A 25380-nucleotide genomic window follows, 5' to 3' on the forward strand; every position below is an offset into this window, starting at 1 on the left:
GTATGATTTCTGAAGTTATTTCCAATGTACGGGTTTTGAAACTAAATTAGTGAAAAACACATTCAACTGTGTGAAGATAAGGATTATTTCGATGATTGGGAACCAATACATTACGTCTTTTTCTTTCAGTTTCCCGGCGGCATAACCCAGAGTCGTCCAGGCGAAAATGTATCGGAAAACAATCAATCCGCCCACAATTATCCATTGGAACTGTATCGCCAGTAGCAAAACGGCTAAGATTAAAAAGGTCAATTGTGAGAAATAATACAGGCCTAACTGAAACTTGTCAAAACCTTTATACAATTTGGCTGTGGAAACATGGCGGCGCTTTTGACGGAACCAGTCTTTCCATGTCAATTTAGGTTCTGATATCGTAAAACTGTCCGGCGTATAACAAACGGTAGTGTTGCTTCCCTTAGCTGCCTGGTTGATAAACAAATCGTCGTCACCGGAGCGCACATTCATGTGGTCTATAAATCCGTTTACCCTAAAAAATTCCTCGCGTTTGTAGGCTAAATTTCTTCCGACACCCATATACGGTTTGCCCATTTTTGCCCATGAAAAATATTGTGTTGCCGTAAGCATGGTTTCGAATCGGATGATTTTATTCAGGAATGAACCTTTGATTTTTTCGTAAGCGCCATACCCTAAAACGATGGTTTTGTGCATGGTAAACTGCGCACTCATGTTTAAAATCCAGTCTTTGGAAGTCGGATAACAATCAGCGTCCGTAAAAAGTAAATATTCTTTGGAAGCGGCTTTAATGCCTAAGGTTAGAGCGAATTTTTTATTGCCCCAGAAGGCTTCGTTGTTTTGTACTTTGACCAATTTCACATTGGGATACTGACGTTCAAAAGCTTCGAAAATTTCAAGGGTATCGTCGCTGGAAGCATCGTCAATCAAGACAATTTCATAATCGGGGTAATTCTGCTCGGCTAAAAGCGGGATAAACTTTTTTACGTTTTCCTCTTCGTTTTTGGCGCATACAATTACCGAAATCGGGATGCGTTTTGGAGTGATTTTCTGCGCTTTGGCAAACGCGAATTTTCCAAAAACTACCAGATAGTAAAACAGTTGGATGGCGATGATTCCGATAAAAATGTAAAGTAAAATTAGCAGCATAGAGAATCCGAATCGGTGTTAAAATTGTGGTGCAAATGTACAAATCCTATGTTACATTTCAACCGTAATTCTTTAAAATAGCGGGATAAATTACTTTCGCTGTTTTACCATTTCACCGGCGATGTCCTGCGCGTTTTGATGAGGACATTTCCGGAGTTCCGAAATAATGCGTATGTGGTTTTTGTCGTCGCGGTTCTGCGAAAGTTTTTTTACCGCCTGAATTTCATTTATCTCGATTTCAAAAGCCACAAAACCATTGGTTTGTCTCATGGTTTCTTCGGATAAATTTTCAATTTTCACCGGATTTTTGGAAGTGGCTTCGTATTTGTCCACCAGTTTTTTCAAGGCGAAAAGCATTTCATCGCCCTCAATGATGCTGATTTTACCGTACACGTGAACGGCGATGTAATTCCACGTAGGCACATTTTCATGATCGTACCAGGAAGACGAAATATAGCTGTGCGGACCCGAAAAAATAGCCAGAACCTCTTTGTTGTTTTCAAAAGCCTGCCATTGCGGATTTTCTTTGGAAACATGTCCGAACAACACTTCTTTGCCTCGCGCATTAGTTTCCAGTTCCAATGGAATGTGCGTTCCCCAAAGTTTTCCTTCGGTCTGATTTATGAGAATGCCGAAACTGTTGCTTTTTAAAAAGCTTTTGATTTCTTCGGCGTTTTCGTTTTTGTAAAGTTCAGGGATGTACATTGGAAATTAGAAGTTAGAAATTAGAAGTTAGAAATTAGAAATGAGAAATTAGAAATGAGAAATTGAATGTTTGTAATCGTATTTCTAGTTTGTCTATAAGTAAGGATTGCTTCTTTGTTTTCTGCAATCTTTTTTCTGTTGACTGTCAACTGTAATCTGCCGTCTGGTAACTATTTCCTGCTAACTGAGACTGATCACTAATTACTGACTACTAATCACTAAATAATATTCACCTCCGCTTCAATCGCAATGCCGTATTTCTCCAAAATGGTTTTCTGAATGGCTTTAGAAACATTTAAAATTTCCTGCCCGGTAGCGTTGCCGTAATTTACCAGAACCAAGGCTTGTAGCGTGTGAACACCAGCATCGCCAAAGCGTTTTCCTTTAAAACCGGCCTGTTCGATGAGCCAGCCGGCAGGAACTTTCACTTCGTTTTCGCCAACCGTATAATGTGGCATGTCCGGAAATTGTGCGTGGGCTTTTTCGTAAACTGCTTTCGGAACAATCGGGTTTTTAAAGAAACTGCCGCTGTTGCCAAGCTCTTTCGGATCGGGTAATTTGCTTTTACGGATGGCAATCACCGCGTTGCTGACGTCCTGAATCGTAGGATTGGCAATGTTATGTTTTGCCAATTCCCCATCGATGGCGCCGTAAGACGTATTGATTTTGTGGTTTTTCTTAGTCAGTTTGAAAACTACAGAAGTGATCACGTATTGGTTTTTTGCTTCGTTCTTGAAAATACTTTCGCGGTATCCGAATTTGCATTCGGCATTGGTAAAGGTTACGATTTCCTGGGTTTTGATGTTCATCGCTTCACAAGAAACCATGGTGTCTTTTATTTCGGCACCATACGCACCGATATTTTGGATAGGCGTAGTGCCCACATTTCCGGGAATCAATGACATGTTTTCAATACCGCCAAAATTCTGCTCTAAATTCCACAACACAAATTCGTGCCAGTTTTCGCCGGCATTGCCCTGAACCCAAACAAAATCAGCGTCTTCTTTCAGGATGTTTTTGCCTTTCAGATTCACATAAATGACCAAAGCATCGATGTCCTGCGTTAAAAGCATGTTGCTTCCGCCACCCAAAATGAATAATTTTTCGTTTTGATGTTCTTTCAGGATTTGTGCCAGTTCCGTTGTATTACCGACTTCCACAAACGATTTCGCTTTGGCTTCAATGCTGAATGTGTTGTAGTTTTTTAAGGAGAAATTGTGTTCTATCTGCATACTGTTTTTGTTTTCCTGCAAGGTTTTTGAAATTTTGCAGGTTTTGTTTCCAAACAAACGAATGGTTTATCTAATAGCCCCGATTAGAGGGGAAATTACCTTTGTCAAAGTTTTAAACTTTGACAAAGGTAATTGTAACGGAAAGCGGGAAAAGGGTAGACAAAAATGCCCAAGCCATTCGCTTCAAATTACTTATTGCAATTGGGCTCTTAATTCGGCTTCCGATACGAATCCGGTTTTTTTCCAGACTTCTTTTCCGTCTTTAAAAATAAGCACCACTGGAAGTTCGCTGTAACCCAAACCGTTAAAAAGCGCTTTGTTTTTATCGGCATCCACGCGGACAATTTTGGCTTTGCCTTCGTATTCTTTTTCCATTTTGGTCAGGTAAGGCGCCATTTTTTTACAAGGACCACACCATTCGGCATAAAAATCGATTACCACTACTTTGTCCGAAGCAATCAGTTTTTCGTACTCCGATTTGCTCATACCGATGTCGGTTTTCTTTTGCGTGTTGGGATGTGCCGCACTCCATTTCATATAGCCGCCTTCCATGTCGTAAACGGTGGTGAAACCTAATTCTTTCAGTTTGTTGGCTGCTTTTTTACTTCTTCCGCCGGCAAGACAGTACACGAAAACCGGTTTTGATTTGTCCAGTTTTTGTACTTCGGTTTCAAACGAATCGCCGTTCCAGTCGATATTTTTGGAATTGTCCAAATGGCCTTCCGAATATTCGCCGGTAGTTCTAACGTCGACCAATTGTGCGTTTTCGGTGGCTTTTAATTTTGTTTCAAAATCAGTAACGGCAATGGTTTCCACATTCTGACCTTTACTGCAGTTGCTGAATAATAAAGCGATGGTAAGGGTTGCTAAGAATTTTATTGTTTTCATTTTTTTTGATTTTTGTTGTGTAAAATTACAAATTAAATAGTTTGTATGACTGATGTGTTGACTTTACGATGCTTTCGGTGCGTTCGGGATGAGTATCGGAAATAAACAACTGGCCGAAAGTTTCGTCGTTGACCATTTCCACGATTTTGCTTACGCGGGTTTCGTCCAGTTTGTCGAAAATATCATCGAATAATAAAATGGGTAAAACGCCACTTTGTTTTTTGATGAATTCGAATTGCGCTAGTTTTAAGGCAATCAGGAACGATTTTTGCTGCCCTTGCGAACCGAATTTCTTTATCGGAAAGGTGTCGATTTCAAAAGACAAATCGTCTTTGTGGATACCGACGCTCGTGTATTGTAAAACGCGGTCTTTGGCTAAATTTTCTTCGAAAAGCTGTAACAGCGGTTTTTCGGAGAGCTGACTTTCATAGACAATCTGTACCGTTTCTGCCGAATTGGTTATGGATTGATGGTGTTGGTTGAAAATCGGAATGAAATTCTCCAGAAATTGTTTTCTTTTTTCGAAAATCGAAGAGCCTAAAACGTCCAATTGCTCGTTATAGATGGAAAGGGTGTCGTTTTCAAACGTTTGGTTTGCCGCGAAATATTTCAGTAGGGCATTCCTTTGTGCGATGATTTTCTGATATTGGATTAATTGCTGCAGATAGGTGCTGTCCAATTGCGAAATCACGCTGTCGATAAATTTTCGACGGGTTTCGCTGCCTTCGATAATTAAATCCTGATCGGAAGGCGAGATAATTACGAGTGGAATGAACCCGATATGATCGGAAAAACGCTCGTATGGTTTGTTGTTGCGTTTCAGGATTTTTTTCTGACCTTTTTTCAGACTGCAAATGATTTGTTCCTCACGTTGGTCTTTTTCAAAGACGCCGTCCACTACAAAAAACTCCTCGCCGTGTCGGATGTTTTGAACCGCAAGCGGATTAAAGTAACTTTTCCCGTACGACAAATGATAAATAGCATCCAGAATATTGGTTTTTCCGATACCGTTTTTCCCTACGAAGCAATTAATTTTCGCTTCGAAGTCGAAAGTGGCTTCGGTGATGTTTTTGTAATTAAAAAGGGAAAGGCGCTTTAGATACACGAGAAATCCGAATTATTTCAGAGAATTTAAATCATTTTTTTAAAGTGGGTGCAAATTATTGAAAAATATCGACAAAAAGGATTTCCATATATGAATAAAAATTTTATTTTTGCCGTTCATTAAATTAAAAATAGATGGCAACATATAACAAAAGAGGGTATAAAGCTCCAAAACCAAAAGACGAAGCGGCTGAAGATCAAATTGACGTTGATACATTAGACAACATTAAAGAGGAAGATAGCGCAACGGCAGAGGTATTTAATACTTTGGATGAAAGCGCTAATAAACTTGAGGATTGGGTTGCTAAAAATCAAAAATACATTTTCGGTGTTGTAGGTGCTATTGCAGTTGTGGCAGCCGGATATTTATTATACAACAAATTTATTGTTGAACCGAAAGAAGACGAAGCGGCGAACGAAATGTTCCAGGCTCAACAGTACTTCCAACAGGCAGTAGACGGTCAAACCGCTAATGATTCTTTATACAATCTTGCGTTAAAAGGTGGTGAAGGAAAATTAGGTTTCATCGGAATTACCGATAACTATTCCGGTACCAAAGCGGCTAACCTGGCTCATTACTATGCAGGTATGGCGTATTTAAATACAGGTAAGTTTAAAGAAGCGGTTGAGCAATTGGAGCAATTCAAATCGGATGACATGTTCCTGAAAGCGATTGCTACCGGAGCTATCGGAGACGCTTTCTCTGAATTGGGTCAGAAAGAAGATGCGTTAAGCTATTACCAAAAAGCGGCTGAAGCTAACGCAAACGATTTTACCACACCAAGATATTTATACAAAGCAGGTCAAATGGCTTTGGAAATGGGTAAAAAAGCGGAAGCGTTGAAATTCTTTACCGAAATCAAAGACAAATACGAAACTTCTCAGGAAGGTGCAGGTATTGATGCAATGATTGCAATGGTTGAGTAAATAGAAGGCAGAAGACAGAATTTAGAATTCAGTTTCTTTTTTCAAACTTCTAATTTCAAACTTCTAATTTAAATTATGGCAACAGCAAATAAAAATTTATCCAATTACGATAAAAACACAATCCCAAATGCGAAAGATTTTCGGTTTGGGATTGTTGTTTCAGAATGGAACGATAAAATTACCGAAGGATTGTATTCCGGAGCCGAAGCGGCACTTTTGGACTGTGGTGCTTTACCGGAAAATATTATCCGATGGAATGTTCCCGGCAGTTTTGAACTGGTTTACGGTGCACAACGCATGATTGTAACACAGGAAGTGGATTGTGTCATCACCATTGGTTGTGTAATCAAAGGCGAAACGATGCATTTCGAATTCGTTTGTGAAGGCGTAACGCAGGGAATTAAAGATTTGAACGTGCAAACGGATGTTCCGGTAATTTTCTGTCTGTTAACCGATAATAACGAACAACAGTCGATCGATCGAAGCGGCGGCGTTCACGGCAATAAAGGGACTGAAGCGGCAATCGCTGCCATCAAAATGGCCGATTTAAGAAGAACGACCAATCAGTAAGCAGGATTTTGATTGGCTGTAAAAGGAAATCATTTTACAACGAAAATACAATATCAGAAAGCCTATTCGTAAGAGTAGGTTTTTTATTTTTTTATGATTCCATTAGGTATAATAACAAATTCCTTTTCCTTAAATTTGTGAACCATGAGGCTGATTCATAACTCATAATCTATAATTCATAATTACTTGATGTCAAGCATAATTCAATTACTACCCGATCACGTTGCCAACCAGATAGCCGCCGGAGAAGTCGTTCAGCGACCGGCTTCCGTGGTGAAAGAATTGGTGGAAAACGCGGTCGATGCTGGCGCTACCGAAATCAAACTTATCGTAAAAGATGCGGGAAAAACCCTGATTCAGGTAATTGACAACGGAAAAGGAATGTCGGTTACCGACGCGCGTTTGTGTTTCGAACGCCATGCCACTTCCAAAATCCGTCAGGCGGAAGATTTGTTTTCACTGCACACCAAAGGGTTTCGAGGTGAAGCTTTGGCTTCCATTGCAGCGATTGCCCATGTGGAAATGAAAACCAAACAGGATCAGGAAGAATTGGGAACACACATTGTTATTGAAGGCAGCAAATTTGTTTCTCAGGATGTGGCGGTATTGCCCAGAGGCACTTCTTTTTCAGTCAAAAATTTATTTTTCAATATTCCTGCCCGTCGTAATTTCTTAAAATCTGATACGGTGGAATTTCGTCATATTGTGGATGATTTCGAACGCGTGGCTTTGGCACATCCCAATATTCACTTCATGTTGTTCCATAACGGAAGCGAAATGTTCAATTTGCCGCAATCCAATCTGCGTCAGCGTATTGTGAATGTTTTTGGCGGAAAGACCAACGAAAAATTGGTTCCGGTGAATGAAAGTACCGAAATTGTCGGTATTCAGGGATTTGTGGGGAAACCCGAATTTGCCAAAAAGAACCGTGGCGAACAGTTTTTCTTCGTGAACGACCGATTTATTAAAAGTCCGTATTTGCATCATGCGATTATGGCAGCCTATGAAGGGTTGCTGAAAGACGGAAGTCAGCCGAGTTATTTCTTATACCTCGATGTGCCTCCGCATACGATAGATATCAACATTCATCCGACCAAAACCGAAATCAAGTTTGACGACGATCAGGCGTTGTATGCGATTTTGCGTTCCTCAATAAAACACAGTTTAGGACAGTTTAACGTAGCGCCGATATTGGATTTCGAACGCGATGCTTCGTTGGATATTCCGTATGATTACAAAGAAAAAGAAAGCGAAACGCCTTTAATACAGGTCGATTCGAATTTTAATCCGTTTGCTGCTGAGCTGCCTTCGCGAGGGTTTTCAGCGTCTTCGGTAGGCTCGCATTCTTTTGGTTCCGGTTATAAAAAACAAGACCATAATGCAAGTTGGGAAAGTCTGTATGTTGGATTGAAAACGGCTACCGATGAAATCGACGTAAGTGAAATCCAATTTGAAAGCGAGGAAGTGACCGGTTCCCTTTTCAGTGAAAACGAAGTGGAAACCGCCGGAAACAGAACTTATCAGATTCAGAAAAAATACATCGTCAGTCCGATTAAATCCGGAATGATGATTTTATATCAGGAACGGGCACACCAGCGTATTTTATACGAGCAATTCCTGACAAGTATTACGATGCATCAGGCGGCGAGTCAGCAGTTGTTGTTTCCTTTGGAATTGCATTTTTCGCCCTCGGAAATGACGATGATAAAAGAATTGCGATCGTCGTTGGAAAATACCGGTTTCGTTTTTGATGCGATGACTACGGAAATCCTTGTAATTTCGGGATTACCGGTGAATGTGGCGGAAAGCGAAGTGAGTGTGCTTCTGGAAGAACTGATTCACGATTTGCAGGGCGAACTTCCGGAGAGTAGTTTCAGTCAGAGTGACCGTATTGCCAAATCGATGGCACGAAGCCTTTCGGTGAAAACCGGCGCCTATTTAACCGAAAAAGAACAGGAAAGTATCGTGAATTCTTTATTTGCGTGTAAAGAACCCAACGTATCACCATTTAATAAACCGACTTTCATAACCATGGGTGTGGAAGATTTAGACAAACGTTTTGCCCTATGATGAACATGACCGAAACTGTAAAACAGTTAATTATAATTAATGTGATTTTTTTTGTGGGCGCCCAGTTTGTTCCCGCAGCGCAGGATTTTTTGGCGCTTTTCTATTTTGAAAATCCGAGTTTTAAAGTTTGGCAACCCATTACGCATATGTTTATGCATGGCGGATTAATGCATATCTTATTCAATATGTTTGCGTTGTATTCTTTCGGAAGTGCCTTGGAGCATTTCTGGGGTGGAAAGAAGTTTTTGTTTTTCTATATTTCGTGTGGTTTGGGATCGGCTTTGTTGCATACGGCTGTAAATTATTTCAGTTTTCATGATGGTTTGAATTTTCTGATGGAAAACGGATTTCAAAAAGAAGAAATTATAAAAATTTTAGCCGAAGGGAAATTTGACACCCGTTGGCAGGAAATAATGGGAAATACTAATTTTACCAGTTTCTTACAAAGTTATATTGTGCCTGTTGTTGGAGCTTCCGGTGCCATTTACGGACTCTTGGTGGCTTTCGCGTTCATGTTTCCCAATGCCGAACTGGCTTTGATGTTTATTCCTGTTCCGATAAAGGCAAAATATTTTGTTCCCGGCTTACTGTTGGTCGATTTGTTTTTGGGTGTTTCCGGAAAATCGATTTTCGGAGGAAGCAGTGGAATTGCCCATTTCGCTCACATAGGAGGTGCTCTTGTTGGGTTTATTATGATGTCGTACTGGAAAAAGAATCAGTTTAATGACAATCGTTGGAATTAAAACAGAAGGCAGTAATCAGTACCGCTAATCCGTTTGCAGAAGTTCTAAATTCTAATTTCTAAATTCAAAATGAATATTTTAGACGATTTTAAATTACAATACAAAACCGGGGATATTACCCAGAAACTCATCTTTTGGAATGTGGGTATTGCGATTCCGTTTTTCATTTTAAGCGCTTTTGCACCGTCGGTTTTTCAACATGTGATTGATTGGTTGAGTCTGTCGTCAACTGTTTCCAAAGTTGTTGTCAAACCCTGGACGTTTATCACATATGCTTTTCTTCATGCCGATTTTTGGCATCTGTTGTTCAATATGATTGTGTTGAATTTCTCCAGCCGCCTGTTTCTGACGTATTTCACTCAAAAACAATTCTTCGGATTGTATCTGTTGGGTGCTGTTTTTGCGGGATTGGTGTTTGTACTGTCCGATTTGTTTCTTCACAGCAATACCATTTTAGTGGGCGCTTCGGGAGCGATTATGGCGGTTCTGATTGCTGCGGCAACCTATTCGCCGTTGTCGGAAATCCGGTTGCTGTTAATCGGAAACGTGAAGCTGTGGCACATTGCGCTGGTATTGTTTGTTTTGGATCTGATTCAGATTCCGATGAGTAATACCGGCGGACATCTGGCGCACATCGGCGGATCGCTTTTTGGTTTTTTGTACATCAAACTGTTACAAAACGGAACCGATTTGAGTAAAATAGTGTCGAATGTTATCGATTATTTTGTTTCTTTGTTTTCCCCAAGAAAAGCTACCCCGTTTAAAAAGGTTCACAGAAATGCGAACCAACAGACACAAACCAAACCGACGAAGCCGCAAAAGGACATGACGCAACAACAAATCGATGAGATTTTGGATAAAATCAGTAAATCGGGTTACGACAGTTTAACCAAGGAAGAGAAAGAATTTTTGTTTAAAGTAGGGAAGTAGAAACAACGAGTGAAGAACTTATCAATTATCAATAAAATAGCCTTTTTTTTCAACATCGTTTTGGCGATGCTTACGTTTGTGGCGTATTTATTGCCTTTTCTTGCTCCTAAAATGTTTCCTTTTCTGTCGGTTTTAACCTTGGTGATGCCGTTAATGCTGATACTCAACCTGGTCTTTTTGTTTTATTGGTTGTTGCAATTTAAGAGGCAGGTGCTACTTTCTGCTTTTGTTTTTTTAATCGGAATCACGTTTTTCAATAAATTCTATAAATTTTCGGGAAAAGATCTGATTGTAGAGGACAATGACTTTACTGTGATGAGTTATAACGTGCGTCTTTTCAATGTTTTCGAATGGATGAGCAAACAGAATATTTCCGAAGATATAGTTGATTTTGTGGCTTCACAGGACCCGGATATTTTATGCATACAGGAATATTCCACGTCGGCTGATGTGAAGTTTTCGGATTACAAGTACAAATACATCCTGATGCAGGGTGATAATATCCGAACCGGGCAGGCTATTTTTTCGAAATTTCCCATCATTGAAAAAGGGGAAATCGATTTTCCGGAATCCGATAATAACGTGATTTTTGCCGATATTAAAATGCGTCGTGATACCATTCGGGTGTACAGTATTCATTTGCAGTCCACTAAAATCAGTCCGGATATTAACGAGAAAATTGATGAAGCCAAGTCAAAAAAAATATTCCGAAGAATGAGCGAAGCTTTTAAAGAGCAACAGTTGCAGTCGGAACTTATAAAGGAACATAAAAACGAATGTCATTATCCAATGATTGTTTGTGGCGATATGAATAACAGTGCGTTTTCCTACGTGTACCGTAACATTAAAGGCAATATGAATGATGCGTTTGAAGAGGCCGGGGAAGGTTTCGGAAAAACGTACGATTACGAATTCTATCCGGCGCGTATCGATTATATTCTAACGGATAAACGGTTTGAAGTAAAGAATTTTAAGAGTTTTGACAACTTCGTCAATTCCGATCACTTTCCGATTACTACCCGATTGATGTTAAAGCAGGAGGAGTAATTATAAGGATTGTTTTTTCAGATAATCCACCGCATAACGTCCTTCATTGAACAACAAATCCAGAATACTCAAATTGTTGATGAATCCGTGTTTGTCATCGAAAACCTGAGTGTACGGTTCGAAAACCAATGTATCTTTTTTACCGTTAGCCAAATGACGGAAATCTGTTAACCCTTCCACTTCATGGAAATATTCGGTAGTTTTTTCGATGTCGAATTTCACCCCTAAACATTCGGTAACCACTTCGATAGTCTGAAAATTCAGGTCCATCATGAATTCGTGTTTCTTTTCGAAAAGCGCACGGATATCGTCTTCAAAATACTCGAAGAAAGGTGACGTTCTATAAGCAGCTTCCAGCGATTTAAAATGGTTTTTACGCCAGTCGAAATCGTTTTCAATGCGCACGTCTTTAAATTTCTGATGTGCTGTCTTGCTGTGCTTAATCGGAATATTCAACATCTGAATGCCGTTAGGCGAATAAATATACATCCTGTTGCGATTGGTTTGTTTCTGGAAATTGTCTTCCATTTCAAAGGTAATCGAATCGGCTTTTACCATCGCTGTAAAATGGCTGATGGAAGGAAAGTAGGTAGGGTGTAATAAAATATTCATGTTTGGGTATTGTTATGAGAGTACTGTTCACAGCTTAATGATAACTGCAAACAATAAACTCTAAACGTTATGCATTTTTCGCTTTTCTCTTTCTGTAAAAATTATATCCAAAATAACCCAAAAGAGCAATCAGGAAGTATTTGAAATAAGAAACCGGTTCGCCGTCTCCGCCTACGGTGGTGAACAAGCGCTCCCAACGTATCTTATCAATGGCTTTGCTCCAAGGAATGTTTTGGTCCAAACTCATCCAGATAAATACCGGTTTGCCCACAATATGATCGGCAGGTACAAATCCCCAATAACGCGAATCTTCCGAACGATGACGGTTGTCTCCCATCATCCAGTAGTAATCCTGTTTGAAAGTATAGCTTTTGGCGATTTCTCCATTGATGCGGATTTCATCTCCGTTTACTTTTACATCATTGTGCTCGTATTCCGTAATAAGGTATTTATAAAACGGAAGTGTTTCTTTGTTAAGTTCAACTGTTTTTCCTGCTTCGGGAATATAAATCGGACCATAGTTATCAATGCTCCAGTCTTTTGAGTGAGGGAAACAAGAAGTGTTGGTCGCGTCTTTCGGAAGAATAACTCTCACAATGGAATCGAAAGCCTTACTGTTGCGTAATTCTTCCGCTCCCTTAAGTGTTAAATTCACATCGGCTTTGGCATCGTAAAGTTCCTGAGCATATAAACCGATGCTGGAGGTTAAGTTCTGTGATAAACCTTCAGCGGATGTGATAACCGTTAAGGAGTTGTCTTTATTCTGCGTATAATCCGTAACATAAGGTTGTATGGCTGTCAATTGGTCCTGACTCGTTGGTTTTACGATGTATTTTCTGGAAAATTCGGTTGACCCCGTGTTTTTAACCAACTCCATATTGACCCCTTTTTTGGCGTAAGCGATGTGCATGAACTGAGGTTTGGCTCTTTCCGGTAATATGGATTCTTTGTCATTAATATAGATGATACCGTCTTTTATGGACAGACTATCACCCGGAATTCCCACGCAACGTTTTACGTAATTGGATTTTTTATCGATAGGTTTTTCGGCTCTTCTTCCGGAACGGTCAAAAAACTGATATACGGTATCCATCGGCCAGTTGAAAACTACGATGTCATTACGCTTTATTTTTTGGATTCCCGGGAATCGGAACGAAGGTAATTGCGGGAAATTCGAATACGATTTGGATTTAACCAGAGGAATACTGTCATGAACCATCGGCGCGGCAACAGTTGTCATTGGTGTTCTCGCACCGTAATGAAACTTACTTACGAATAAAAAGTCGCCAATCAGCAATGATTTCTCCAAGGAAGAAGACGGGATGGTAAAAGGCTGAATAAAATAAGTATGCACCAAAGTCGCAACGACTAAGGCAAAAAGCAATGCGCTAACCGTATTTTCGGTTTTTACCTCATTTTTATTCGGTATATAAGTTACTTCTTGTGTATAGTTAATATAGTAAATGTAAAACCCAAGGGTTACGATACCTAAAGTGGTATCCATCTCTGATTTTTTACCAAAAGCCCGTAACGTTTCCACCCAAATAACCGGAAACATAATCAGGTTTACTACCGGAACAAATAATAAAACGGTCCACCAGGTAGGGCGGTCGATGATTTTCATTAATACGATGGCGTTGTATATGGGAATGGCGGCTTCCCATCTTTTTCTGCCTGCTCTTTCATATAATCTCCATGTTCCTAAAAAATGCACTGCCTGAATAATTAGGAAAAAGATAAACCATTGTATTAGTGTCATAATTGAGATTTTTAGATTTTTAGACTTCTTATATTTTTAGATTTTTGTACGGTTAAATCTTAATCTTTCAGAAGTTTTATAATTCATTTTATTTTATCTTATCTTTTGCTTTTTATGTATGCTGTTTTATTCTTTTGTTTGGAATCTAATAATCTAAGAAATCTGATAATCTAACGATTTAGATTCAAAACGTCTTTCATTGTGAAAACACCTTTTTTATTTTGTAACCATTCGGCAGCAATTACAGCACCTAATGCAAAACCTTCACGGCTGTGGGCGGTGTGCTTGATTTCAATCTGATCCACGTCCGAATCATAAAAAACACTGTGTGTACCCGGTACATTTTCGATGCGTTTCGCCTCAATATGAATCTGATCCGGTTTTGGGCTTTCTAATGTCCACGAAGTATAATCCGAATTTTCTATCACTCCGTTGGCCAATGAAATCGCCGTTCCGCTTGGTGCATCCAGTTTTTGCGTATGATGAATTTCTTCCATCGACACTTTGTATTGCTCCAGATTGGCCATCATTTTTGCCAGATAATTGTTCAGTTCAAAGAAAATATTCACTCCCAGACTGAAATTCGATCCGTAAATGAAGGCACCGTTTTTGGCTTTACACAATGCAACCATTTCGTCATAATGTTCCAACCAACCGGTCGTTCCCGATAGTATAGGGATATTAGTCTCCAAACAGGCTGAAATGTTACTCACTGCCGCTGAAGGCACGCTGAAATCGATGGCAACATCAGCAGTTGAAAGGCCTTCATAACCCATATCCTGATCTTTTCGCAGCACAATTTCATGACCTCTTTCCAAAGCAATGCGTTCGATTACTTTGCCCATTTTTCCATAGCCTAAAAGTGCAATTTTCATGATATTCGGATTAGAAATTATAATTCAGCGTAAGTCCTATGTTGTGTTTGTAATTGATTTCGTTTTGGTACAAATCCGGGCGAACCGTAAGATTTTCATTTACGTTGAACTGCATTAAGTGCGCGTCAACATTGGCGTCTACAACATTCAGAATGTAAATAGCGGCTGTAATGAAAGCGGATAAATCCCTGTTTCTGCGGTAAAACTTTTGTCCGTCAATTAATCGGCTATTGTCTAAACGACCGAAATAAGGGTCTTCCGGGTCATAGGTGTTGTTCAGACGTTTCTTGTATTCGTCGCGAAAACGCTTGTATTTTTTGTTGTTATCGGCGTAGAAATAAATTCCGGCACCCAATCCCACATAAACAATAGGTACTTTCCAGTATTTTTTATTGTACACCTGACCAAGTCCCGGGACCAATGCCGAATAAAACGCGGCTTTGGAAGGGGCTAAGACATTCATTTCGTCTGATTTTACAGAATCCGTGGCAATCAACAGCGGCACTTCGGTTTGTGAAAAACCGGATTGCGATGTAAAAAACAGCGTAAAGAAGCATATGATTAGGAATCTAGTCACACTATCCGTTGATTAGTTTGATAATTCGGTTGAAGTCTTCTTCCGAATGGAACGGAATGGTTATTTTTCCTTTCCCGTTTCCGGCTACTTTTACGTCTACTTTGGCTCCGAAGAAATCGGTAAACGCTTTTTTCTTATCGTTACTTACTTCGAACGAAGTACCTTTTGGCGCTTTTGCAGGAGCAGGTTTTAAGCTTTCGTGATAGGCTTTCACCAACGCTTCCGTTTCACGAACCGAAAGATTCTGGCTTACGATTTTCTGATATATATCCGTTTGAATGTCATGGTCTTCCACGTTGATAATCGCACGACCATGCCCCATAGTGATGAAACCGTCGCGAATACCCGTTTGGATAATCGGGTCTAATTTAAGCAATCGTAAATAATTGGCAATCGTAGAGCGTTTTTTGCCCACACGGTCGCTCATTTGCTCCTGTGTTAACTGAATTTCGTCAATCAAACGTTGGTAGGATAAAGCGATTTCAATCGGATCCAAATCATGACGCTGGATGTTTTCCACCAAGGCCATTACCAAGGAATCGTTATCGTTTGCCAGGCGGATATAGGCCGGAACTGTTTTTAGTCCGATTAATTTCGAAGCGCGCAAACGACGTTCTCCGGAAATTAACTGGTATTTGTTGAAGTCGGTTTTTCTTACGGTAATAGGTTGAATTACACCCAATTCACGGATGGAAGATGCCAATTCCTGTAACGATTCTTCGTTGAAATTGGTTCTGGGCTGAAAGGGATTGATTTCAATCGCTTCAATGTCAAGTTCGATAATGTTTCCAACAACTTTATCTGCGTTTTTGTCCTCCGCCGATTTGATATCGTTTTCAGGGTCTTTTAATAACGCCGATAATCCTCTTCCTAATGCCTGTTTTTTTATCGCTTTTGTCATACAACTACTAATTGCTGTTTTTCTTGATTATTTCTTCTGCCAAACTCAGGTAATTCGTTGCGCCTTTGCTGGTTGCGTCATAATTGATGATGCTTTCGCCAAAACTTGGTGCTTCACTCAGCTTGATGTTTCTTTGAATGATGGTATCAAAAACCATATTGTTGAAGTGTTTCTGTACTTCTTCCACAACTTGGTTCGATAAACGCAAACGCGAATCGTACATCGTTAACAATAATCCTTCGATATCCAGTTCCGGATTGTGGATTTTCTGAACGCTTTTGATGGTGTTCAATAATTTCCCAAGACCTTCCAAGGCGAAATACTCGCATTGAATCGGAATTACAACCGAATCTGCGGCTGTTAGAGCATTCAACGTCAGTAAACCTAACGATGGCGCACAGTCGATGATGATGTAGTCGTACTTATCTTTTACGCTCGCCAATGCCTGTTTCAGCATGTACTCGCGGTTTTCCTTGTCAACCAATTCAATTTCAATAGCGACCAAGTCAATATGTGCCGGAATTACCGAAACATTCGGAGCCGAGCAGGAGATAGTTGCTTCTTCGGGTGTATTGCTGTGTTCCAGAATCTGATAGGTTCCTATCTCGACACTTTCCACGTCAATTCCTAATCCGGAGGAGGCATTTGCCTGTGGATCAGCGTCAATTAGCAGTACTTTTTTCTCTAAAACGCCTAAAGAAGCCGCTAAATTAACTGAAGTCGTAGTTTTTCCAACGCCACCTTTCTGATTGGCTATAGCAATGATTTTACCCATTTTGTCTTTACAAATTTTGAAGCGTAAAAATACAATTTATTATGGTTTATGAAAATGTTATTTGTTAACAATCTCTCAAAGTTTACAGTTATCAGTTTGCAGTTAACAGTTTGCAGTTAACAGTTTGGATTGTCTAAAAAAGAAAAAGGACGAAATTTTCGCCCTTTTTCTATAAACTGTTGACCGTAAACGGGCAACTATTATTTATTCCCTTTCGATTTGATCATCATTTCCAGCATATCCCATAATTCGGTAGGAACGGCTTCCAGCAAGTTGAACTGACCGGCACCCTGTAACCATTCACCGCCATCAATAGTAACTACTTCACCGTTGATATAAGCTGAGAAATCGGATACCAAATACGCGGCTAAATTCGCCAATTCCTGATGGTCGCCCACACGTTTTAACGGTACTTTTTTGGCTAAGTCGAATTTCTCTTTCAGGTCACCCGGCAATAAGCGGTCCCATGCGCCTTTTGTCGGGAAAGGTCCCGGTGCGATGGCATTCATGCGAATCCCGTATTTTGCCCATTCCACAGCCAAACTGCGTGTCATGGCCAAAACTCCGGCTTTCGCTGTGGCTGAAGGAACTACATAAGCGGAACCGGTCCAGGCATACGTAGTTACAATATTTAAAACATTGGTGTTTTGTTGCTTGGCAGCAATCCAGTGTTTGCCGAAAGCCAGCGTACAGTTTTTCGATCCTTTCAATACGATATCAATGATGGTGTCCCAAGCATTAGCCGATAAACGCTCGGTAGGTGAGATGAAGTTTCCGGCAGCGTTGTTTAATAAGACATCGACTTTCCCGTAAGCTTTTAAAACCTCGGCCAACATGGCTTCGACTTGATCGTAATGACGCACATCACATTGTATCGCCAAACATTTTCCACCGGTTTCGGTTTCCAGTTCTTTGGCTGTGGTTTGCAGTTTTTCCAGGTCTCGGGAAGTGATGGCCACTTTAGCGCCCAATTCCATAAAATATTTGGTCATCGCTTTCCCCAAGCCGCTTCCGCCGCCGGTTACCACGATTACTTTATCTTCGAGTGCGTTATCGCGGAGCATTTTTGCTGAAAAATTCATATTTGTAAAGTGTTTTTGATGGTTTTTAGAATCGTAAAGATAATTAAATTTTATATGCACGCATAATAGATAAATTAATTTTTGAGCAGGTAATCTTCCAATCGGTCAAAAGTACCTGTGAAACCGATTTCCATATTTTCGTGGTTTTCACCGAAAGTATTCACTTCCGCTTCGGAGGCATTGTAGGGTGAAATATGAAGCTGTATCGTGGTATTTCCGTTGGTTTCTTCGAAAGTCAGCTTATTGTACATTTCCAACGGCCAGGTTTCGCTGAAAGGCGCCCGAATGGTGTTCGCGTTTTCATCCGTAAAAGAATTCAGAAACACGATTTTGGTATTGGGTTCGATTGTTTTATACACAAATTTCCCCCACATTTTCAAATCGTCCGGCGATTGAATGCAGTAATGAAAAACGTCTTCCGGATGGAATTCCAAGTGCTCGACTAGTAACGAAAAACCTTTCGGACCCCACCATTGTTCCAGTCGTTCGGCTTCCGACCAGGCTTTAAAAACCAGATTTTTCGGCGCTTTAAAAGTTCGGGTGATAATGAGTTCCTGCTCTCTGAAAATGTTGTGTTGCGACATAGTGTTTTTTTGATGTTCTTAAAGGTAAGAAAAAAACATCAGGAAACGAATACTCAGAAAGTGCCGCTTGTCGAAAATTAAATACTATTCAACTTCTCCGCGGCCGCAATCAACGTTTCCTCTGTCTTGGCGAAGCAAAATCGCAGCATGTGCCTGTCGGTGGCATCGTTGTAAAATACCGAAATCGGAATCGCCGCCACCCCGTGTTTGGTAATCAGTTCCTTGGCAAAATCCACATCATTCTGTGTACTGATTTTATTGTAATTCACTACCTGAAAATACGTTCCGTCGCAAGGCAGTAATTCGAAGCGACTGTTTTGAATCAGACTTTGGAACAAATCCCGTTTCTGTCGGTACATTCTCGAAACGGCGTTAAAATCCACTACGTCCAAATACTCGGATATGGCGTGTTGTGAAAAACTGTTGACACTGAACACCAAAAACTGATGCACTTTTTTCATTTCCGCCATCAGCTTTTCCGGTGCGATGAGATAACCGACTTTCCAACCGGTAACGTGCAGTGATTTTCCGAAAGACGAAGCGATAATCGTTCTGTCAACCAACTTCGGACGCGTATGGAACGAAATGTGTGGGTGCGAAAATGAGATATATTCATAGACTTCATCTCCTAAAATCAGCACCTGCGGATGTTTTTCCAAGAGCAGTTCCAACGCTTCAAATTCGGCATCGGTCCAGATTCTTCCCGTCGGGTTGTGCGGATTGTTGATGACCATCATTTTGGTTTTTGAAGACAACGCCGCTTCAATACGGTTAAAGTTGGGCGAAAAATCGTCATTCAGCGAAATGCGCACCGGAACACCGCTTGCCACCAAAACCGAAGGCTCGTAACTGTCATAACTCGGATCCAGAATAAGCACCTCGTCGCCTTTATTCACAAACGTATTGATTGCCGTAAAAACGCCCTGAGTTGCTCCGGCCGTAACCAGTATTTCAGTTGCGGTATTTACTTTTCGCTGATACTGTTTTAAGGTCAACCCCGCAATTTTCTCCAACAACGAAGGCAATCCCGCCATCGGGGTATATTGGTGAATGTTCTCGCGAAGCAGGCGTTCCGAAATCTGTAAGAGGCGCTCATCCACAGGAAAATTCGGAAATCCCTGTGAGAGGTTAATCGCACCATATTCGTTGGCCAATTGCGACATCACGGAAAAAATACTGGTGGTTATATGGGGTAGTTTCGACATGCTTGTGTTTTTAAGGAGCGTAAATTTACGGATTTTTTTGGAGCACCACTTCTGGCGTTTTTTTAGCGTCGGTTCCTGCTGTCCGCTGTATCTGTCATTGCGAAGGAAGCAATCTAAAAAGAGATTGCCGCGCCCGTTAGCAATGACAGGATGCCGCTCCCATCAGGGCTGGAAGATAACTTTAGGAATTCTTTTGAATTTTATTTTGCTGATATTGAATGAAATATAGGATGGAAAGTCGTATTATTTTGTAACTTTAAGTAAGGGAATTTTTAAAAAGGAACGCCATGAAAATGTTAGTTACGATAATTTTACCGATTGAACCTTTCAATTCAATGGTACGAAACGGGAAAGCGGGAGATATTCTCATGCGCGTCATGGAAGATATCAAACCGGAAAGTATTTATTTCACCGATATCGAAGGATGTCGTGCCGCCATTATGATTGTAGAAGTTACCGATCCGTCTTCGATTCCGTCCATTGCAGAGCCCTGGTTTTTAAATTTTGAAGCCAGTTGTGAATTCAAGATGCTGATGGCTCCCGAAGATATAATGAAAGCGGATTTGGCCAAACTCGCTGCAAAATGGTATGATGTGCATTTGCTTTAGTTAAAAAAGCAGCATTAGTTTTCTTAAGAAAAATCAGAAAAGAATACGTGAATAATCATTAAATAAAAACAGTCAGTTATGAATCCAAATAAAGCACTGTGGGAAAAGGGAGATTTTACGCAACTGGCAGCAACTATGCGGGAAAGCGGAAAGAAATTGGTTAGTCAAATCGGTGTCAGCAGCGGAATGGATATTTTAGATTTGGGTTGTGGTGATGGAACCACTGCGATTCCGGCAGCACAATTGGGGGCGAATGTTTTGGGAGTGGATATTGCTTCAAACCTTGTGGCAGCTGGAAATAGTAGAGCTAAAGCGGCAGGACTTCCCAATTGCAAGTTTCAGGAGGGTGATGCCTGTGATTTACAGGATCTTAAAGAGAACAGCTTCGATCTCTCGTTAAGTGTGTTTGGCGCTATGTTTGCTCCCAAGCCTTTCGATGTCGCAAAAGAAATGGTAAGGGTAACCCGATTTGGTGGTAAAATAATCATGGGTAACTGGATACCGGGTGATCCCACTTTGGTAGCGCAAATTCTGAAAATCTGTTCTGCTTATACGCCGCCGCCGCCGGAAGGATTCATAAGTCCGATGTTATGGGGCGTGGAAGATCATGTTGTGGAACGATTTGGTGCTGCGGGTATTCCAAAAGAGAACATCTCCTTTACCCGAGATACCTTTTTATTCGAAGCGGCGTTTTCACCTTTACACTTTTTGGATAAATTCAGAAACTTCTACGGTCCGACCATGAATGCATACGAAGCAGCGGAAAAGGAACGTAAAAGCAATGCTTTGCAAGAAGAGTTGGAAATCCTTTTTAATGCCCAGAACCAAAGTCCGGATAAAAATAAAACGGAAATTCCGGCAACGTTTCTTAAGGTGACAGTTCAGTGTTGATTTTGAGTGGGTAGACAGATTTTTTGAAAAAAAACACCCGACAGAAAAAATCTCATCGGGTGTAGTATGTTTAGTCTTCCAGTAAAACCTTCAAAATCGTAATGGCCGCTTCGCTGATTTTAGTTCCGGGACCAAAAACCGCAACCGCTCCCGCATCAAACAAGTATTGATAATCCTGTGCCGGAATCACCCCGCCCACAATCACCATGATGTCTTCACGACCGTATTTTTTCAGTTCTTCAATTACCTGTGGAACCAATGTTTTGTGTCCTGCGGCAAGAGAGGAAACGCCTAAAATATGCACGTCGTTTTCCACCGCTTGTTTGGCTGCTTCGGCCGGAGTTTGGAAAAGCGGACCAATATCTACGTCAAATCCAACATCGGCATAACCGGTTGCGACTACTTTTGCGCCACGGTCATGTCCGTCCTGACCCATTTTTGCAATCATGATACGCGGACGACGGCCTTCTTTTTTGGCAAATTCGTCGGCCAATTGTTTTGCTTTTTCGAAACTTTCGTCGTTTTTAATTTCTTTGCTGTACACGCCGCTAAATGATCTGATTTGTGCTTTATATCTTCCGAAAACGGCTTCCAATGCATCACTGATTTCCCCTAAAGTGGCTCTGTGTCGTGCAGCATCTACCGCTAAATCCAATAAGTTACCTTCTTCACCTTTTGCACACGCGGTTAGTTTTGCCAAACATTCCTGTACTTTTTGGGTGTTTCGGGTTGCCTTTATGTGTTCCAGACGCTCAATCTGTTCTTTACGAACGGTTTGGTTGTCTACTTCCAATATGTGTAACGGGTCTTCTTTTTCCAGACGGAATTTGTTCACCCCTACAATAATATCCTGTCCGCTGTCAATACGCGCTTGTTTACGCGCTGCCGCTTCTTCAATTCTAAGTTTCGGGATTCCTTCTTCAATGGCTTTGGTCATACCGCCCAACGATTCCACTTCTTCGATTAACGCCCAGGCTTTATCCGCAATTTCTTTGGTTAAGCTTTCCACGTAATAACTTCCCGCCCAAGGATCTACGGTTTTACAGATTTTGGTTTCTTCCTGTAAAAAGATTTGGGTGTTACGGGCAATACGCGCGGAGAAATCAGTAGGTAAGGCAATCGCCTCGTCCAACGCGTTGGTGTGTAAGGATTGTGTGCCTCCGAAAGCCGCTGCAGCCGCTTCAATGGCGGTACGCGCCACGTTATTGAACGGATCCTGCTCGGTTAAACTCCACCCGGAAGTCTGACAGTGTGTTCTCAATGCCAATGATTTTTCGTCTTTCGGTTCGAATTGTTTCAGGAGTTTTGCCCAAAGCATACGACCGGCGCGCATTTTGGCAATTTCCATAAAATGATTCATTCCAATCGCCCAGAAAAACGATAAGCGCGGAGCAAATTCGTCGATTTTCATTCCGGCAGCCAATCCGGTTCGGATGTATTCCAATCCGTCGGCTAAAGTATAGGCCAATTCAATATCGGCGGTAGCTCCGGCTTCCTGCATGTGATACCCCGAGATGGAAATCGAGTTGAATTTCGGCATTTTTTTACTGGTGTAGTCAAAAATGTCGGCGATGATTTTCATCGATGGTGTAGGAGGGTAGATGTAGGTGTTACGCACCATGAACTCCTTTAAGATATCGTTTTGAATTGTGCCCGAAAGTAATTTGGCATCAACACCTTGTTCTTCGGCAGCTACGATATAGAACGCCATAATGGGCAATACCGCACCGTTCATGGTCATGGAAACCGACATTTCGCCTAACGGAATCTGGTCGAATAATATTTTCATATCTTCTACCGAGTCGATGGCTACTCCGGCTTTTCCAACGTCTCCCACAACACGTTCATGATCGGAGTCGTACCCGCGGTGAGTTGCCAAATCAAAGGCTACAGATAGTCCTTTTTGTCCGGCAGCTAAGTTACGACGATAGAAGGCGTTACTTTCGGTTGCGGTCGAGAATCCGGCGTATTGGCGCACGGTCCAAGGTCGGCGCACGTACATGGTGGCGTACGGTCCGCGTAAATTCGGCGCAAAACCCGCCCCGAAACCTAAATGTTCCAAGCCTTCCAAATCTGCTTCGGAATAGGTTGGTTTTACTTCGATGCCTTCAGCGGTTAGGAAGTTTTGCTCTTGTGACTGTGAACTTTTAACTTCAGAAGTTTCTAATTTGATATGTTGAATGTCTTTTCTCATTTGTTTCCGCTAAAGCGCAAAGATTAAAGTTTCTATTTTTTGAAAGGTTTTAATATTATTTCAATCAGAATATAATAAGGTAAATAATAACAGGTTATACTTATTACAAGGCTGGATAATGAAAGCAATATTTTTCTCCAATTTTTATATGTAATGCCGATGATAAAATATATAATTCCAAAAACAGCAAATCCAAAAGATAATACCCAAGAAATGAGGAATAAAATCTCCATTTGTAATTATTTCTCTGTTTCCAAACGTTCCTGTTCCAATTTCTCGGCCAATCGTTTTTCAATAATCGGAACAATCAATGTTTTTCGCGGATTGGTTTTTACAAACGGGAACAATTCCAGATCGTGGTGCATGCGGTCGTCTTTGTTCGGGTATTTGTTGGTACCCAATAAGATTTCCTTGCCGTTGTCGAACAATTCCTGTTCTTTTTCGGCGCTTTCCTTAATTTTTCGTTGGATGTTTCCTCCGATTAATTGTGTGATGAAACCGCCGTTTGCTTCAATATCTTTGAATAACAATAACGCTTTTTCGGCCAATTGTTCGGTTACCACTTCAATATAATAAGCACCATCTGCCGGATTGTTTACCTTGTCGAAATAACTCTCGTGTTTTAAAACCAACAATTGGTTACGCGAAATTCGGTCGCCAAACTCGTTGTCCTTATGATAGATGGCATCGTAAGCTAAATTTGAAACGGCATCGGCACCACCTAAAATGGCACTCATGCACTCGGTTGTCGTACGAAGCATATTTACGTTGTAATCGTATAAGGTTTTGTTGCGTTTGGTTGGCGTTGCAAGGATATGACAACTGATTTTGTCGCTGTATTCTTTTGCTAAGGTGTTGAATAATAAGCGCAAGGCTCTCAATTTGGCAATTTCAAAGAAATAATTCGTTCCTACAGCAACCTGAATCGTAACTTGTTGGTTGAAATTGGTAATACGGTTGAAATATTCGTTGGCATGGGCTAAAGTGTACGCCAATTGCTGTACCATGTTGGCACCCGCGTTTTGATACAAAGCCGCGTTGATACTTAAAAACTGAATGTTGGTACAACTTTTTGCCAGATGGTTTAAGGTGGCAAAATCGCCTTCCACGTTGGAAAACAGGTTGCCGTCTTTGGCAAATTGTCCGATCGGATCCACCAAAACGTGAATAACAGCCGAATGGTTGGAGGCAATTTCGTCAATCTTTTTTATGAACTCTTCCGATAGGAAATGCATCGAAATGTATATCGGAGTAGTGGCAAGCGGAAGGGAAGTCAGTAATTTAGTGATGTCAACCGATTCGTTTTCCAATGTGAATCGGATACTTTCTGCTCCTCGTGATAAAGTTTCCAACGCTCTTGCAATGGATTTGTCTAAATCGTGTACAAAAATATCCTGTACGATTTTAAAATTAGTCGCTTCGGTATTGGCCGGAAATGATTTCTTATCCTCATCAGCATGGTAAAACGGACGGACTTTAATGCCTTCCGGACTTTCCCAAACCAAGGTTTCGTTGTAATCGGCACCTTTCAGTTCGTATTGAATCTGGTTTTTCCATTGTTTGGAGGAAACGTCTTCAAATTCAGTAAACAGCTTCTCGCTCATAATGTGTTTTTTGAGTTATTCCGCGCCTTCATCAGGAGCTTCACCTTCAAATTCTATAATGTAAATGTCTTCGTTGTCGCGTTTCATGTAGTATTTCTCGCGAGCATATTTTTCTACCTGTCCCGGATTTTTCAGTTTTTTGATGTTCTCGTTATCTTTTCTGATTTCGTCCTGATAGTATTTTTTATTGTCTTCGAGTTCGTCGATTTCTTTATTCAGAACCCGGTGTTCCAAATAGGAGTAATTGTCCAGAAAAAGCATCCACACGGTAAAAAAAAGCAACACCAATACGTATCGGCTTCCGAAGATTTTCAGAAACGGGTATCGGGTTACTAAATTTTGAAATGCTTTTCTCATCAGCTATAAATGTACTGA

Annotated in this window: 25 protein-coding genes; 8 read left to right on the forward strand and 17 right to left on the reverse strand. The window is 40.9% G+C overall.

Features of this window, described 5'->3' with window-relative positions; genetic code table 11:
- Positions 1–15: 15 nt before the first annotated feature.
- The 5 genes from BLQ05_RS07565 to recF form a co-directional block, all read right to left on the reverse strand.
- A complete protein-coding gene (locus tag BLQ05_RS07565; protein ID WP_023577141.1) occupies positions 16–1122 on the reverse strand; it encodes a glycosyltransferase in 1107 nt (368 codons plus the stop codon).
- A 90-nt stretch (positions 1123–1212) separates the two neighbouring features.
- Positions 1213–1827 (reverse strand): FMN-binding negative transcriptional regulator, encoded by a 615-nt coding sequence (locus BLQ05_RS07570; protein WP_023577140.1) that lies wholly within the window; start codon positions 1825–1827, stop codon positions 1213–1215.
- Positions 1828–2045: 218 nt separating this feature from the next.
- On the reverse strand, positions 2046–3080 hold the full coding sequence (murB, locus tag BLQ05_RS07575; RefSeq protein ID WP_262486495.1) for a UDP-N-acetylmuramate dehydrogenase: 1035 nt from the start codon (positions 3078–3080) through the stop codon (positions 2046–2048).
- A 171-nt stretch (positions 3081–3251) separates the two neighbouring features.
- Positions 3252–3947 (reverse strand): thioredoxin domain-containing protein, encoded by a 696-nt coding sequence (locus tag BLQ05_RS07580; RefSeq protein ID WP_023577138.1) that lies wholly within the window; start codon positions 3945–3947, stop codon positions 3252–3254.
- Positions 3948–3972: 25 nt separating this feature from the next.
- Positions 3973–5052: a DNA replication/repair protein RecF gene (gene recF / locus BLQ05_RS07585; RefSeq protein WP_023577137.1), complete on the reverse strand. Its 1080-nt coding sequence runs from the start codon at positions 5050–5052 to the stop codon at positions 3973–3975.
- A 134-nt stretch (positions 5053–5186) separates the two neighbouring features.
- Here recF and BLQ05_RS07590 point away from each other — a divergent pair, with 134 nt between their 5' ends.
- The 6 genes from BLQ05_RS07590 to BLQ05_RS07615 all read left to right on the forward strand — a co-directional run bounded on the left by BLQ05_RS07590 (position 5187) and on the right by BLQ05_RS07615 (position 11338).
- Positions 5187–5978, forward strand: a complete 792-nt coding sequence (locus BLQ05_RS07590) for a tetratricopeptide repeat protein (protein ID WP_023577136.1) — start codon at positions 5187–5189, stop codon at positions 5976–5978.
- Between the two features lie 75 nt (positions 5979–6053).
- Complete coding sequence (gene ribH, locus BLQ05_RS07595) at positions 6054–6548, forward strand: 6,7-dimethyl-8-ribityllumazine synthase (RefSeq protein WP_023577135.1); 495 nt, start codon at positions 6054–6056, stop codon at positions 6546–6548.
- Between the two features lie 189 nt (positions 6549–6737).
- Positions 6738–8618 carry a DNA mismatch repair endonuclease MutL gene (gene mutL / locus BLQ05_RS07600; RefSeq protein ID WP_023577134.1) on the forward strand — a complete coding sequence of 627 codons (1881 nt, stop codon included), beginning with the start codon at positions 6738–6740 and terminating at the stop codon, positions 8616–8618.
- On the forward strand, positions 8615–9361 hold the full coding sequence (locus BLQ05_RS07605; RefSeq protein WP_143000923.1) for a rhomboid family intramembrane serine protease: 747 nt from the start codon (positions 8615–8617) through the stop codon (positions 9359–9361). The genes mutL and BLQ05_RS07605 overlap by 4 nt, the downstream gene beginning before the upstream one ends.
- Before the next feature lie 69 nt (positions 9362–9430).
- Positions 9431–10291, forward strand: coding sequence for a rhomboid family protein (locus BLQ05_RS07610; RefSeq protein ID WP_023577132.1), 861 nt, complete (start codon positions 9431–9433; stop codon positions 10289–10291).
- A gap of 9 nt (positions 10292–10300) precedes the next feature.
- Positions 10301–11338 carry an endonuclease/exonuclease/phosphatase family protein gene (locus BLQ05_RS07615; RefSeq protein ID WP_023577131.1) on the forward strand — a complete coding sequence of 346 codons (1038 nt, stop codon included), beginning with the start codon at positions 10301–10303 and terminating at the stop codon, positions 11336–11338.
- Here the strand turns inward: BLQ05_RS07615 and BLQ05_RS07620 are convergent, their stop codons facing one another.
- The 9 genes from BLQ05_RS07620 to BLQ05_RS07660 all read right to left on the reverse strand — a co-directional run bounded on the left by BLQ05_RS07620 (position 11339) and on the right by BLQ05_RS07660 (position 19708).
- Positions 11339–11950 carry a WbqC family protein gene (locus BLQ05_RS07620; RefSeq protein WP_023577130.1) on the reverse strand — a complete coding sequence of 204 codons (612 nt, stop codon included), beginning with the start codon at positions 11948–11950 and terminating at the stop codon, positions 11339–11341.
- Positions 11951–12017: 67 nt separating this feature from the next.
- Complete coding sequence (gene lepB / locus BLQ05_RS07625) at positions 12018–13709, reverse strand: signal peptidase I (protein WP_023577129.1); 1692 nt, start codon at positions 13707–13709, stop codon at positions 12018–12020.
- A 170-nt stretch (positions 13710–13879) separates the two neighbouring features.
- Positions 13880–14584 (reverse strand): 4-hydroxy-tetrahydrodipicolinate reductase, encoded by a 705-nt coding sequence (gene dapB, locus BLQ05_RS07630; RefSeq protein ID WP_023577128.1) that lies wholly within the window; start codon positions 14582–14584, stop codon positions 13880–13882.
- A 10-nt stretch (positions 14585–14594) separates the two neighbouring features.
- A complete protein-coding gene (locus BLQ05_RS07635) occupies positions 14595–15161 on the reverse strand; it encodes a DUF5683 domain-containing protein (RefSeq protein ID WP_023577127.1) in 567 nt (188 codons plus the stop codon).
- Position 15162: 1 nt separating this feature from the next.
- The gene (locus BLQ05_RS07640; RefSeq protein ID WP_023577126.1) at positions 15163–16062 is read right to left on the reverse strand and encodes a ParB/RepB/Spo0J family partition protein; all 900 of its coding nucleotides are present in this window, start codon (positions 16060–16062) and stop codon (positions 15163–15165) included.
- Positions 16063–16069: 7 nt separating this feature from the next.
- Entirely contained in the window at positions 16070–16837 is a 768-nt protein-coding gene (locus BLQ05_RS07645) for a ParA family protein (protein WP_023577125.1), read from the reverse strand.
- A gap of 200 nt (positions 16838–17037) precedes the next feature.
- Entirely contained in the window at positions 17038–17919 is an 882-nt protein-coding gene (locus BLQ05_RS07650; protein ID WP_023577124.1) for an SDR family oxidoreductase, read from the reverse strand.
- A gap of 74 nt (positions 17920–17993) precedes the next feature.
- Positions 17994–18503 (reverse strand): SRPBCC family protein, encoded by a 510-nt coding sequence (locus BLQ05_RS07655; protein WP_023577123.1) that lies wholly within the window; start codon positions 18501–18503, stop codon positions 17994–17996.
- Positions 18504–18580: 77 nt separating this feature from the next.
- A complete protein-coding gene (locus tag BLQ05_RS07660) occupies positions 18581–19708 on the reverse strand; it encodes a methionine aminotransferase (protein WP_023577122.1) in 1128 nt (375 codons plus the stop codon).
- 287 nt (positions 19709–19995) lie between these two features.
- Between BLQ05_RS07660 and BLQ05_RS07665 the strand changes: the two genes are divergently transcribed.
- Together BLQ05_RS07665 and BLQ05_RS07670 are read left to right on the forward strand one after the other, a co-directional pair.
- Positions 19996–20316 carry a hypothetical protein gene (locus BLQ05_RS07665; protein WP_023577121.1) on the forward strand — a complete coding sequence of 107 codons (321 nt, stop codon included), beginning with the start codon at positions 19996–19998 and terminating at the stop codon, positions 20314–20316.
- Positions 20317–20394: 78 nt separating this feature from the next.
- Positions 20395–21207, forward strand: coding sequence for a class I SAM-dependent methyltransferase (locus BLQ05_RS07670; protein ID WP_023577120.1), 813 nt, complete (start codon positions 20395–20397; stop codon positions 21205–21207).
- Positions 21208–21277: 70 nt separating this feature from the next.
- On the opposite strand, the gene scpA is transcribed toward BLQ05_RS07670, so the two are convergent.
- From scpA to BLQ05_RS07690, 3 genes are all read right to left on the reverse strand, one after another.
- Positions 21278–23401: a methylmalonyl-CoA mutase gene (gene scpA, locus BLQ05_RS07675; RefSeq protein ID WP_023577119.1), complete on the reverse strand. Its 2124-nt coding sequence runs from the start codon at positions 23399–23401 to the stop codon at positions 21278–21280.
- Between the two features lie 239 nt (positions 23402–23640).
- Complete coding sequence (locus BLQ05_RS07685; RefSeq protein ID WP_023577118.1) at positions 23641–25005, reverse strand: methylmalonyl-CoA mutase subunit beta; 1365 nt, start codon at positions 25003–25005, stop codon at positions 23641–23643.
- A 15-nt stretch (positions 25006–25020) separates the two neighbouring features.
- Positions 25021–25362, reverse strand: coding sequence for an FtsB family cell division protein (locus tag BLQ05_RS07690; protein ID WP_023577117.1), 342 nt, complete (start codon positions 25360–25362; stop codon positions 25021–25023).
- Positions 25363–25380: the final 18 nt, after the last annotated feature.

Origin of the sequence: Flavobacterium saliperosum (assembly GCF_900100625.1) — a bacterium.
In the GTDB taxonomy this organism is placed as follows: Bacteria; Bacteroidota; Bacteroidia; order Flavobacteriales; family Flavobacteriaceae; genus Flavobacterium; species Flavobacterium saliperosum.